Source organism: Sellimonas intestinalis, assembly GCF_001280875.1.
In the GTDB taxonomy this organism is placed as follows: Bacteria; Bacillota; Clostridia; order Lachnospirales; family Lachnospiraceae; genus Sellimonas; species Sellimonas intestinalis.
The window spans coordinates 49,182-61,323 of the sequence record NZ_LGAJ01000003.1 but is presented as its reverse complement, the minus strand read 5'-3'; the positions used below and the strand labels follow the sequence as shown (position 1 = coordinate 61,323).

The following is a 12,142-nucleotide window of genomic DNA, read 5'->3' as shown; positions in this document are numbered from 1 at the left end:
CTCCTTTCTAAGCATGCTGTATGCATGTGGGATCTGCATATCCAGTATTTCCGTAATAATTATAAGTCGCCGCAATACATCCCCCCTTGCAACTATTATATTCTTTACATTTGGAACAAGGTTCTTTTGTTTTTAAATATTCTTCTCTCTCTTTAATAAACTGAATCTTTTTTGAAAACTTTTCTTCCATTCCTTGAACTGATTCTTCTTTTATATTCCCACAATGAAAGTCCTTTATATTTACGAGCCCTGTACATCCGGTAATATCTCCATATGCCGTAATTACAATACTATTTTTAAATGCAGGACATCCATGAAATGGATCATATTGTACATATAAAGAAATATTATTTGAAGTTACTACTCTCGTCTTAGGTATTTTTAAGCTCTCTCTCCAGAGGCATCCCGGTAAGACTAATTCTATCGAAAGATTCTTTTGAAGTTTCGTATTTTTATATTTTTTTACCCATTCACTGACGATATAATATATCTTCATATAATCGTCTTTTTCAACATTATGGTTTACATTTTGTTGCTTTTCAACAACATCAATGAACCTGAGTAGCTGCACCCTACTCAAATTCATTTTTTTTGCAAAATTCAAAAGTTCTATAACCGTACTCTCATTTCTGCTTGTTATGACACTATTAATTCCGATCCCATCATAATTTAAGCTTTGTAATAATTGGATACCTTTTACTGCTCTTTCAAAAGTCCCCTTTACTCCACGCATTTCGTCATGTATCTCTTTATTGCTCGAATCAATAGAAATTTGAAAACGGTCTATCATCGTAATAACTTCTGCTATTTTACTTAGTTCTTTTTCGATCAGCGTTCCATTACTAACGAGATAAATTTGTGTATCTCTATAGGATTTAATATATCTGATTAAATCATATATAAATTCACATAATAACGGTTCTCCGCCACTGATATCAAAAATCCGTACTCCCATACCATATAGTTTATCCACTACCATTTTGTACTCTTCAAAGGTTAATTCCTCTTTCATACGTTCTTGTACTATTGGCTTATGAGCACCTGAGTAACAAATCGCACACTTTAGATTACAACGCATTGTTGGATATAAAAATGCTCTCTTAGCATCGTTATGAATCATTCTACTAATTCCCTTTCTCTAATTATTTTGTTGCATTTTAACTTTCCCAAGCTGAGTTTTTTCCAACTTATCTGTGAACGAAATGATCTTGGGAATTTTTATTGGAGGGAGAAATCTGCTGCAGAATTTTTTTAGGTCATCCGCATCTATATCTTCTTGTACTACAACGAGAGCCTGAATGGCTTCTCCGTACCTTGGATGCTTTACTGATCTAACTAGAACCTCCTTTACGCTCTGATGCTTTTTGATAACTTCTTCGATTTCAAGAGGATTAACCTTGACTCCGGCCAAATTTATCATTCTTTTTTCTCTTCCTTTAATATAGATATATCCTTCTTCATCTATATCAACAATATCACCCGTGTCATACCATTCACCTTGGAAAAGTTCATCTCCAACATATCCAATTCCTCTTCCCTTGCTTTTTATGAGTGAAATTCCATCTATAATTTTGATTTCTACTCCAGTCAAAGGTTTCCCTACTGATTTTATATTGCTTTCCAGATCATCGCAGAGATTAATCGCAATGGTACCGCTTTCTGTACTGCCATATTCTTGATGTATCACTTTTCCTGTGATATTGTAAAATTCACGTGCGATATCGGAATCCAGCTTTGCACCCGCAGATATACATATTCGAAGATTATCCAAGTTGTACTTTTTCTTTTGTAATATTCGATTAAATAATCGGTACATATATGGAACACCATGAAAAACTGTAATCTTTTTATCCTGCAAAATTTCCAGCACCTTGCGTGGCGTAAATTCATTAACGACTTCAATGCACGCACCAATACAAATACCTTCTATCAAGCAGCTTCCCAGTGCATAAGAATGATAAAAAGGAGTCACACCCATTAATGTATCTTCTTTTGTAATACTTACAGTTCTTTGGTAATTTTGAAAAGCTTCAAATAAACTTTCATGTGTTAGAATTACACCTTTAGGCCGTCCCACTGACCCCGATGTATAAAGTATTAATGCAACATCTGTAAGCATAATATCAATAGAATGAACGAAATTATCTACATTATCTTCATTAATAATATCAGAAAATAAATCATCTGTTATCTTTTCCAACTCATTAACGCAGATCCCCTTCACATGAATATCATTCGCAAGGGCGGTTAATCGAATTGAATTTTCATCAATAATTTCATTAATATCGTATGAAAGTTTTGGATCAGCAATTACTGGAACCCTTTTTGCTAACATCGCCCCAAACAATAACACAATAAATTTGTGCGAATTAGGGAGCATGATTAAAATTTTATCTGAACTGTTTGATTGTTTTTGCAAGTAAGAAGCCATATTACATATTTGCATCCATAGTCTCTTGTAACTAACTTCGTTGTCACCTTCTCTCATACATATTTTATTAGGCATGGTTCTAACATTTTGTAATAGCGTACTAAAAATAGTCATTCCCTAATTCCTCCACCTTTTTTAAACATGCCTCTAAAGTTTCCTCACTGTTTAGAATACTACTAATCATTTTTGCTAATTGTTGAATATGATTAGACTGAAAAATATTTCTTCCGATTGCGACTCCCGAAAAACCATATGTAATTGCTTGATCAATTCTTGTCAATAATTCTTTTACATTATTTGAATAATTTCCACCTGCCAAAACTGTATGAATTCCTGTATTGGAAATGCAATCTTCCAAATTTGCTAAATCGCCATTATAGCTGATTTTTACTATATCAGCTCCCATTTCTTGCGCTACTTTTATAAGGTGTGATGTAGTATTGGGATCATTTTCTGCCCCTTTTGCATACATCATGGCCAATAATGGAATTCCCCACTTTTCACACTCATTTGAAACATATCCAAAATCTTTCAACATCTGCGCTTCGTCTTCTCCGCCCAGATTAACATGAATCGATATTCCATCAACACCATACGTCAACGCCTCTTCTACCTGTGTAACCAGCACTTTTTTCTCACTATATGGAGCAAGAGCTGTAGAAGCTGATAAATGCATTATATAACTATATGAACCATATATATTTTCCTCTATTAGTTTTTTAATTGTCCCCTTATGAGCAATAACAGCATCTACTCCGCCGCTCGCAGCTAACTTTACAGTATCACAATACGAATTTATTCCCTTTATTGGACCAAGGGTAATCCCATGGTCAATTGGCAGCAAAAAAGTCTTATCTGAATTATAATTAAAAAGACGTCCCATTCTAATTTTTTTACTCATTACGCACCTCTGACACTCATTTATTCTTCTTCTAAAAACTCATCTATTTTAATTCCAACATGCCTTCCGCCTTCGCAAAAATATGCTAATAATTCATCTCCAATTTTTATGGCTGAGGCATTATGCACTTTCCCCTTTGGTCCTAAAATACGAATGTGCCAATCATCCTGAACGATTACATTAATCCTTTTTCCAGACTTTGATTCCACTTCAATCTTTAGTAATGGCCGTATTTCCATTTTTTTCCTTCCGACACTTACCGCTCGTCCTCTTCCCTCTGTATTTACAGCCATTACTTGCATACCTGATTTCAGTTCTGATAAATATATGGTTTCATCAAAAAACCATGTATATGAATGAACTGCCCCCGCATTAACTCGAAATGGTCTTAATTCCATATAAGGGAGATGATGAGTTTCTGAACTTATCAATATTCCTCCTGTTGAAGTGGATCCGATTAACATTCCTTCATTCTTATCTAAAATTGACGTTGTATCAACGCATACTCTGCATCCCATTCCAATATGTTTAATATCTACTACTTTTCCGGTTTCTAAATTTAACTGCACCTGATTTGCTTTTTCGATCAGTTTACTCATCTCCTCTATTTCCATCATTTCCCGTGATGTAAAAATAATGCCGTCACTTCCTTTTTCCATAACCCCAAATACTATTTCAGCGTCTTGCACATTATTTACAAATTTCATTAATACACAATTCTTTTTTTGAAATGCCGCGATAAGCAATTCAAGCGGAATATTTGTCGTTTCATAAAACAACACACATACATAATCATAAAAAGCGCCGTTTTTATAGACATATTCTAAATCATCTTTGTTTGTAATTACTTTAAATAATGCGCTTGGTAAGCCTTTTTCTTTTGCTTCTCTTAAAATTTCTTCGTTTTCTGAAAATATAATTACATCTTCTAATTCATCCAACTGTTCTATTTTCTCTACATGAACAGCAATCGACATTCTTTTTGGCAATATTTCTTTTTTATACAATTCAGGACGAATTAACAAATGATCAAAATTTTTTTCAAATACCAGACTTAAAATATTATTATCTAATTCTAAATCTCTTGCATCAAACCAAACTTCTCTCTTCTTCATAGCAATATTTCCTTTCTAAGTGAACAACTTGTCATAATCAATCTCTTTTAATAGATACCTGCACATATGAACGATTTCCTCATCTTTATGCTTTTTATAAAAATATGAAAAAGCTTTCTTTAACTTTTCGTTCAAATCATAGCGATAATGTGAAATATGATAATTCACGCACTGATCGGAGTAAATAATAGGATACTTTTTGCATAACCGATATCCCAATTCAAAATCCTCGCAGCCCCATTCCTTTCCTAAATTTTCGTCAAACCCACCTGCCTCTATCACCCATTCTTTAGGGCAACAGAAATTCCCTCCTGTCATACCTATCCAATGATATTTGCTTTCTTCTCTTTCTAAAATTTTATGAATTGTTTCTTCCATAAACGAAGTAGTCTTATACCTTGCAATTTTTCTTTCAAAATCATTGAAAATGTCTTCAACCGATATACATCTTTTCTTAAAATTGTCCATTTTCCTGCTTTCATCTATTGTTTCATATAGAATACCTTTAGATGGATCTTTAAAATAAGCCAATGGAAAAATATCAATTATTTTCCCATGTACACATCTTGGACACTCCTTTTGAAGTAGTACATGATTTTTCAAATATTCAGGGGAAAGTATTAAGTCATCATCAACGAAAATCACAATATCTCCTTGTGCTTTACCAAGACCTTCGTTTCTGGCTGCCGATCTCCCTTTATTGTCAGATAAATGTAATCCCCTTATTCTAAAGGGGAAAGATTGCGTTTCTAAATACTCTTTTGTTCCATCTGAGGAATTGTCGTTTACCACTATTACTTCAAAACTGCTTCTGTCAATGGTTTGGAAGTTAATGGAAGCTAAGGTCAATTTTAATCTAGGAAGTTTATTGTATGTAGGAATTATCAAACTAATCATCTTTTTGCCTTCTTGTATCTTTTTGAATAATGTAGGAAGAAGCAGTACACCCTCCATACTTACCTGCTTGTTCTATATGTTTAGATAATTGTTGTTTTAAGTACAACCGCTTTTCACTTTTCCAAAGATCCACTAAAGTTTTTTCGTATAAATTTCCAAGCGATAAGGAAGGATCATTCTTCATTGAAGCACAACCATATACGTTAAGTTTAGGATCTATATACAATTCTTTTAGCTTTATGCAGGCAGCACATTCGTGTATCTCAAGCATAATGTTAGGAGTTGCGAGGATTTTTTCTAAAACAGCTTTTCCATATGAATCATTCAAACAATGCTTGTATATCTTGATTGTAAGATATAATTTTTCTGAATAGTTTGGGAAAATATCTAAAATTCTATCCAAAGCTTTTAAATATCTAAAGCGGAAATTCTCATCATTTTCTTTACGATTTCCTACCATGATCACTGGAGAATACTTCACTGATATTGCTCCAAAACGATAGGCATAATCAATCATTTCGTCTATTGTATCAACATTTTCTTCTGTAACAGTGCAGGAAATACTAACCGGAAGTCGTTCTGAAAACTTTTTAATATTTTCACATACAGTATCATGGTTAATTCCAATTCTAGTTCTTTCATTTATTTCTTTATCAAACGAATCCAAAGATATGTCTACTGCAAATCCGCTTTCATATAACGCTTTTTCTATATTTTTTGAATAGATGGTCCCATTTGTTGATACAAAATACATCGGCAAGCCTTGCCGAACTAAAATTTTTTTATACTACATGCCGAATCGTTCTGCGGGCAACTGCAATTTCAGCAGGTTTTTTAAATCATTGAAATATTTAGCTGGAATAACTTTCTTATATTCCTTCATTTTGCTCAAAATATCAACTATATCTTTTCTTATAAGAGGTTCTCCCCCCTGTAAGACAATAAAATTCCCTCGAATATCAACAATTTGTTTTATAGTATTTAAAACATCTTCTGTGGATACTTCATCAACTTGTTTATTTAAACTTTCTCCTCTACAACAATATATACACTTTAAATTACATCGATTAGTAATATCGAATACTGACATTTCAATTTTCCTCCATGACACTTTTAAAAAATCGTTTTTCATCTTCCAGCAGAGATAAGACCGACTCATTTAATGTATTAAGACTCTGTTGCGATAATCGACGAGAAATTTTTATTAAGATATAAACAATGTTCTGCCATCGATATATAAATTCTTGCACTTTTTCTTTATATACAGTGCCAACTCCAGATGGATATTCATCAAACGCCTTAAGTAACATTTTACGAGCTGGTATAATAGAATCAAATTGTATTTTAAAGCATAAGCTTGGTATTTGTTCATAGATTTCCTTTTCTGAAAACAATTCTGGGAGTCTCCTTAAATCATTAGCAAAAATGGATAGCTCTTCGTCCTCAAAATTATTTGATTCTATATGAAATTTTTTATTATTCGTTGCTTGTAATTTAGAAATTTTTTCACTTTCTAACGATATAATTGTTTTTTTAAAAGCAGAAAACGCGTTCCAAAATACTTCTTTTTCGATTTCACCTACAAATAATGAACTGGGGTGTGTCGGAACAAAGCAGTCACTAATTATATAACCATTTTTAGTAACATCTAAAATAACTATAAAATGCTTATTTGTATATCCGGTTTGATAACTAGAACTGTAATTTAAATAGTTTGTCATAACCGCAACTAAGACAGGCCGGAAGCTATCCACCTCATTTTTTATATAATTTCGAAACTCATCCTCATTTTCTTGATATTCAATAATTTGGTTTTTGATTTGGTTTTTTAAAAAGAATTTTTTATAAATTTTACCGAATTCATTTGTTAATCGAATATCTGATAAACCTTGTCCTTCTTCAAAACGGTAATGTGTTTTAAAATAGCCACCATTAAAAAAGAGATTTGATGATTTGATGTTAGGGTTATAATAATTTACAACATTTGCTAAAGACGAGAACTGACAATGTACACCTTGATCTGTCTGATATAAATCTTTTAACTTTTGCATTTTGAGTCCTTTATCTTTCTTCTATTTTTCCTATTTTCAACGATTAGTTAGTTTTATTAACTCAAGGATGAAAACTATATATTTTTTATATATGAATCTAAAAAGTGGATCGGTATATCAAAATTTTTAGCTCCATTAAATATAATATCAGCATATATTTTTGTTGAAATAGAATATTTTTCTTCTTGATACTTTGCAGACTCTATAAAATAGGTAGCAATGTCATCCATTTTCATATTAAATTCTTTCATATTTCGTTTTATACGTCTATAAAGCCTTAATTCAATATCTGTATCAATGAAAATTTTTAATTGCAGTATTTCTCTTAGTTTATTAATGGAAAAAATATTTACACCTTCTACAATAATTATTTTTGCACTCGTCTTCGTAGCCTTCTTTAAATCCACCAAAAGAGCGTCGTAGTCAACTGATTCTAAGCTGTTCCAATCATCGTACTCCCTTTGTGTCAATGGCGAAATCATTTTAGGAAGTTTGTTTTTAAAATAACGGTCAGCACAAATCAATATAACCTCGTTTTTTTTATATAGTTTTACAAATTGTTTGCAAAAAAAAGATTTTCCACTTCCAGATCCACCTGACACTCCAATTATTATTTGCTCCATAGTTTTTCTCCCTTTCACTTATATATCAAACTAATAAATATAAGTATGAAAAACTCCTTACATACTTTTAGCAATTCATTACGAGTTCTCATATCAATTAACATTTTAATTCCATTTCAACCTTATCATTAAAATTAATTATAGAATTAATATAATAGAATAGTTGGTATATCAGTTTCTTTCTTATACTTTGCATCCATCTAATAAACTAATAGTCAGTCCCTCATTGGTAACGCCAACTTGGGGGAATACACTATTTCAAATCACGGATGTTCTGATCAAGACGAATTTTGACAATGCTGTTTATCTTTCCATAAACAAAAAAATGCGCTCAATGTAATCCTTATTATGTTTACATAATTGAAAGCGCATACGATTTTCTACGATTGCCTATTATATCCAGACTATTCGTTTATTTATCATTCTTTTTTTCATTTTTCTTTTTTGCTAAAATAGTCTTAATATCAGAATCTGGAATAATCTCGTGAAATCCCCAGTAGGTAGGCCATCCATCCCCTTGCTCTGCTGTATACTCACTTACCTTTGCAACTTTTGTTAATAAAATTTTTTTCAAGTCCATATTAGCATCCTCATTTCTTTTTAATATGTAAAAATAATTAATTATTATATTAGTTTATTACCCATTTTTCTTCAATATATTTGACTTAATCTGTCATTTTTCGTGCTTATTCTGTACAGGAAGATTGAACATAACGTAAGAAAACGAAGTAAAATCTTGTATTGAAAGTTCTGAGGGATTAAAGCTTTCTTAATTTTACCCGGAATTATTATATTTACACGCTTAAGTTATTTATTAGAAATACCACTCATGCACTTTCTATAACCAAAACTTCGTCACTTATCCAGTCAATCTCCTGAAATTATTTCATTTTTTGTCCATACATTTTTCACTGAATCCTAATAGCGCTCTTATCATTAGTTCCCTCCTCTAGTTTAAAAAACCTAATATTTATTATTGTTTAACTAGTAAAAACTGATCTGCCTTTAGTTAAAACTTTGTTTTTAATTTTTAAATTATTTTATTTGATTTACAAAAATTATATTTTGTATTTCATTGAAACTAATTATCAGTTATGCTATATTAACAAATAAGAACTATTTAACATGAAAAAGGTTTTCACATATTTTTTAAAACTTCTTTGCATAACTTTAGTATTATGATTGTGAATTATATACTCTTAAGATAGTATATACTCAGAAAGATGTTATAACGAAGCCGTTGTCCCTTGTGATAATGTGAACAAAGTTAGGATATTAATGAAGTTGATACCTCAAAGATATGCGTGGCCCGAAAAAGGGAAGGAAGAAACATTAAGATTATTTTTATGGCTGTTTTCCTGATTCATACAACAGCTAAACTACTGACTCATTATCTTGAGTTTCTTACATATTTTATTTACAGCCATCACCGTACAGAAATCAAACAACAGTTTTTCTTGCTATGCCCTAACAGCTTAAGCAACAAGAATGGAAATTCCCTTACTACCCCTACCGGACATTTTTTACAAATGTCTTGTAAGAGAAAGGAGTTATATTTATGAAAAAAATTTTACCTTTTAGTAATCCAACTATTACATCATGGACTTGGACCGCTGCAACTTTTTCCATTTTAGGAAACTATCCTAAATGTTTACCTTGGCTATACAATAATTTTATACAATTATTTTGTGAATGTTACGAAAAATGGGTTTCTTTACATTATATTCCTCACGTAGATGTATTTTCTGTCTGTCCATTTTTTCATTCCTCCCTAATACCTCGTACATTCCTTCTTGATCTTAATATAAGTCTTAATAGTTTTATTAGAACTTGTATTAATCACAATTATTATGTCTATTGTATAATTGACGAATCCTATATTAGTAGGAAAAAACGATTTTTACACGAATTACTGATTTATGGATATGATGATTTAACACAGACATATAATATTGCTGACTTCACCCTAACATCAACCCAAAAATATACTCAATCGACCACCTCATATGATAGTATAAATAAAGGTTATGTTTCTATTAGACCACATGAAGATGGATTAACTGATGGTTTAGGTGGTATAGGTGGAATTTATATTTTTTCTGTCAATCCAAATTATAATTATGATTTTAATATAGATTTAATGAAAAACTATCTGAATGATTATATTTTCGGTTCTGACAGCGGTTATCCTTACCGTACCTATAATTTAAAACGGCAAACAGGATCTAATACCGGTTTGCAATCAATAAGCTATGGATTAGATATTTACGACATGCTTCAAAAATATTATAAAGAGGTGAAACAAGAAGAAAAAACTTTTTTCATACAACCGTTGCATGTGCTCTACGATCATAAGTATTTGATGCTACAACGTTTATTATATTTAAATAAAGAATTAAAATTTAAAATTCCTAATGATCTCCTGGAAGAATATTCTATGCTTTTTTCTGAGGTAAATATTCTCCGTAATTTGGGAATAAAATACTGGGTTTCAAGGAAAGTTTCTGCTTTAGATACAGTAATATCGCGTATACCTGGCATAAAACAAAAGGACTTATATTTGACTACCAAACTTATAAACCTTTTGTAATTGAGGTGTATTTTGTCAAATAATCAGTAAAAAAAGATCGTGGGACTGTTTCTCGTCCCTTACCACACAGAATAACTAAAAATGATCAGGAGTTTGCCAAAGTTTGTGTAAACCTTCAAACTGATGTAAGATAGACTTACCAGTTTGGAGGTTTATTTTATGGCAAGGAAAAAAGATACCCCACAAAAAGCAGCCCTTCGGGAAATGATGGGCAACTATCTGAAAGAAAACAATGTAAAGGTCAAGGATGGAACGGATGTCAATTCTATCATGCGGGATATGATATCCATCATCCTGGAAGGTGCCCTGGATCAGGAAATGGATGAAGAATTAGGCTATTCCAAATATGATTATCGGAACAAGGAAACGGATAATTCCAGAAACGGCCATTCCCAGAAGACCATGCATACCAGTTACGGCGATATGGAGATCGATATCCCAAGAGACCGGAAAGGTGAGTTTGAACCGCAGATCGTCAAAAAGTATCAGAATACCGTCACTCAGGATATGGAAGAAAAGATCATCTCCATGTATGCCAAGGGAATGACCACGAATGATATCGAAAGCCACATGCGGGACCTCTACGACATCGAGATTTCTGACAGCACCATCAGTAGGATCACAGATAAGATCCTTCCCATTGTAAAAGAATGGCAGGAACGGCCTTTGGAGGAAATCTATGCAGTCGTTTTTATGGATGCCATCCACTACCATGTTCGCAATGAAGGCAGGATTGTTAAACGTGCGGTTTATATCGCTATAGGAATCGACATGGAAGGGCATAAAGACGTGCTCGGCATGTATGTTGGGCAAAATGAAAGTGCGAAGTTCTGGCTTTCCATTTTGAACGGATTGAAGAATCGCGGCGTAGAAGATATCCTAATCGCATGCGTAGACGGCCTGACAGGCTTTCCGCAGGCAATTGAGGCTGTTTTCCCGGATACTGAGATCCAGCAGTGTATCATCCACCAGATCCGGAATACAACAAAGTTTGTTTCCTACAAGGAACTCAAGCCGCTGATGGCTGATCTGAAACGTGTATATGCAGCCCCAACAGAAGAGATCGCATTAGCAGAACTGGACAGCTTTGGTGAAAAATGGAGCGGGAAATATCCTAAAATCGCAAAATCGTGGAAGGATAACTGGGCGAATCTTTCAACGTATTTCAAGTATCCGGAAGCAGTCCGCCGTTTGATTTATACCACCAATGCCATTGAGGGATTTAACCGCCAGCTCCGGAAGGTTACAAAATCCAAGACCGTGTTCCCTTCTGATGATAGTCTCTTAAAAATGCTGTATCTGGCCATGATGGATATCACAAAAAAATGGACAGGCCACCGACAGGATTGGGGGCAGATCCATTCGCAGCTGGAGATTTTCTTTGAAGAAAGACTATCCGGATTATAAACAGCTTCCTGTTTGAGAGGGCTGGATAAGCCGGCCCTGCTTGACATGTCTGGAAACTGCATTATAATACAATCAAGAGCAGAACCTCAAAAAATTGGTCCTGCCCAAAGTAACTAATGACATATCT

11 protein-coding genes and 1 pseudogene are annotated in these 12,142 nt (G+C 33.0%); 2 read left to right on the top strand and 10 right to left on the bottom strand.

Features of this window, described 5'->3' with window-relative positions:
* Nucleotides 1-7: 7 nt before the first annotated feature.
* The 10 genes and pseudogenes from AOA56_RS01085 to AOA56_RS15725 all read right to left on the bottom strand — a co-directional run bounded on the left by AOA56_RS01085 (nucleotide 8) and on the right by AOA56_RS15725 (nucleotide 8,598).
* Nucleotides 8-1,120, bottom strand: coding sequence for a radical SAM/SPASM domain-containing protein (locus AOA56_RS01085; protein WP_024733044.1), 1,113 nt, complete (start codon nucleotides 1,118-1,120; stop codon nucleotides 8-10).
* An 18-nt stretch (nucleotides 1,121-1,138) separates the two neighbouring features.
* On the bottom strand, nucleotides 1,139-2,545 hold the full coding sequence (locus tag AOA56_RS01080; RefSeq protein ID WP_024733045.1) for a class I adenylate-forming enzyme family protein: 1,407 nt from the start codon (nucleotides 2,543-2,545) through the stop codon (nucleotides 1,139-1,141).
* Nucleotides 2,532-3,332: a 2-amino-3,7-dideoxy-D-threo-hept-6-ulosonate synthase gene (locus AOA56_RS01075; protein ID WP_024733046.1), complete on the bottom strand. Its 801-nt coding sequence runs from the start codon at nucleotides 3,330-3,332 to the stop codon at nucleotides 2,532-2,534. The genes AOA56_RS01080 and AOA56_RS01075 overlap by 14 nt, the downstream gene beginning before the upstream one ends.
* Nucleotides 3,333-3,352: 20 nt before the next feature.
* Entirely contained in the window at nucleotides 3,353-4,447 is a 1,095-nt protein-coding gene (locus AOA56_RS01070) for a 3-dehydroquinate synthase II domain-containing protein (protein ID WP_053768787.1), read from the bottom strand.
* A gap of 15 nt (nucleotides 4,448-4,462) precedes the next feature.
* Nucleotides 4,463-5,401 (bottom strand): glycosyltransferase family 2 protein, encoded by a 939-nt coding sequence (locus AOA56_RS01065; RefSeq protein ID WP_082349811.1) that lies wholly within the window; start codon nucleotides 5,399-5,401, stop codon nucleotides 4,463-4,465.
* On the bottom strand, nucleotides 5,337-5,615 hold the full coding sequence (locus AOA56_RS16580; RefSeq protein WP_330376401.1) for an SPASM domain-containing protein: 279 nt from the start codon (nucleotides 5,613-5,615) through the stop codon (nucleotides 5,337-5,339). Before AOA56_RS16580 ends, AOA56_RS01065 begins: the two co-directional genes overlap by 65 nt.
* Before the next feature lie 246 nt (nucleotides 5,616-5,861).
* A pseudogene (locus AOA56_RS16575) lies at nucleotides 5,862-6,434 on the bottom strand (radical SAM protein); the annotation flags it as partial.
* A 1-nt stretch (nucleotide 6,435) separates the two neighbouring features.
* Nucleotides 6,436-7,395, bottom strand: a complete 960-nt coding sequence (locus AOA56_RS01050) for a BtrH N-terminal domain-containing protein (protein ID WP_053768784.1) — start codon at nucleotides 7,393-7,395, stop codon at nucleotides 6,436-6,438.
* Nucleotides 7,396-7,469: 74 nt separating this feature from the next.
* On the bottom strand, nucleotides 7,470-8,018 hold the full coding sequence (locus AOA56_RS01045; protein WP_053768783.1) for a uridine kinase family protein: 549 nt from the start codon (nucleotides 8,016-8,018) through the stop codon (nucleotides 7,470-7,472).
* Nucleotides 8,019-8,430: 412 nt separating this feature from the next.
* Nucleotides 8,431-8,598 carry a hypothetical protein gene (locus tag AOA56_RS15725; RefSeq protein WP_155200552.1) on the bottom strand — a complete coding sequence of 56 codons (168 nt, stop codon included), beginning with the start codon at nucleotides 8,596-8,598 and terminating at the stop codon, nucleotides 8,431-8,433.
* 978 nt (nucleotides 8,599-9,576) lie between these two features.
* On the opposite strand from AOA56_RS15725, the gene AOA56_RS01040 reads away from it, so the two are divergent.
* Both AOA56_RS01040 and AOA56_RS01035 read left to right on the top strand, forming a co-directional pair.
* Entirely contained in the window at nucleotides 9,577-10,608 is a 1,032-nt protein-coding gene (locus tag AOA56_RS01040) for a hypothetical protein (RefSeq protein WP_053768782.1), read from the top strand.
* Between the two features lie 159 nt (nucleotides 10,609-10,767).
* Nucleotides 10,768-12,015 carry an IS256 family transposase gene (locus AOA56_RS01035; protein WP_053768781.1) on the top strand — a complete coding sequence of 416 codons (1,248 nt, stop codon included), beginning with the start codon at nucleotides 10,768-10,770 and terminating at the stop codon, nucleotides 12,013-12,015.
* The last annotated feature ends 127 nt before the right edge of the window (nucleotides 12,016-12,142 follow it).

What these genes read in the sequence shown, in the direction of transcription:
- AOA56_RS01085 (WP_024733044.1), bottom strand. Translation starts at nt 1,120, where the DNA reads ATGATTCATAACGATGCTAAGAGAGCATTTTTATATCCAACAATGCGT.
- AOA56_RS01075 (WP_024733046.1), bottom strand. Translation starts at nt 3,332, where the DNA reads ATGAGTAAAAAAATTAGAATGGGACGTCTTTTTAATTATAATTCAGAT.
- AOA56_RS01070 (WP_053768787.1), bottom strand. Translation starts at nt 4,447, where the DNA reads ATGAAGAAGAGAGAAGTTTGGTTTGATGCAAGAGATTTAGAATTAGAT.
- AOA56_RS15725 (WP_155200552.1), bottom strand. Translation starts at nt 8,598, where the DNA reads ATGGACTTGAAAAAAATTTTATTAACAAAAGTTGCAAAGGTAAGTGAG.
- AOA56_RS01080 (WP_024733045.1), bottom strand. Translation starts at nt 2,545, where the DNA reads ATGACTATTTTTAGTACGCTATTACAAAATGTTAGAACCATGCCTAAT.
- AOA56_RS01050 (WP_053768784.1), bottom strand. Translation starts at nt 7,395, where the DNA reads ATGCAAAAGTTAAAAGATTTATATCAGACAGATCAAGGTGTACATTGT.
- AOA56_RS01045 (WP_053768783.1), bottom strand. Translation starts at nt 8,018, where the DNA reads ATGGAGCAAATAATAATTGGAGTGTCAGGTGGATCTGGAAGTGGAAAA.
- AOA56_RS01065 (WP_082349811.1), bottom strand. Translation starts at nt 5,401, where the DNA reads ATGGAGGGTGTACTGCTTCTTCCTACATTATTCAAAAAGATACAAGAA.
- AOA56_RS16580 (WP_330376401.1), bottom strand. Translation starts at nt 5,615, where the DNA reads ATGCTTGAGATACACGAATGTGCTGCCTGCATAAAGCTAAAAGAATTG.
- AOA56_RS01035 (WP_053768781.1), top strand. Translation starts at nt 10,768, where the DNA reads ATGGCAAGGAAAAAAGATACCCCACAAAAAGCAGCCCTTCGGGAAATG.
- AOA56_RS01040 (WP_053768782.1), top strand. Translation starts at nt 9,577, where the DNA reads ATGAAAAAAATTTTACCTTTTAGTAATCCAACTATTACATCATGGACT.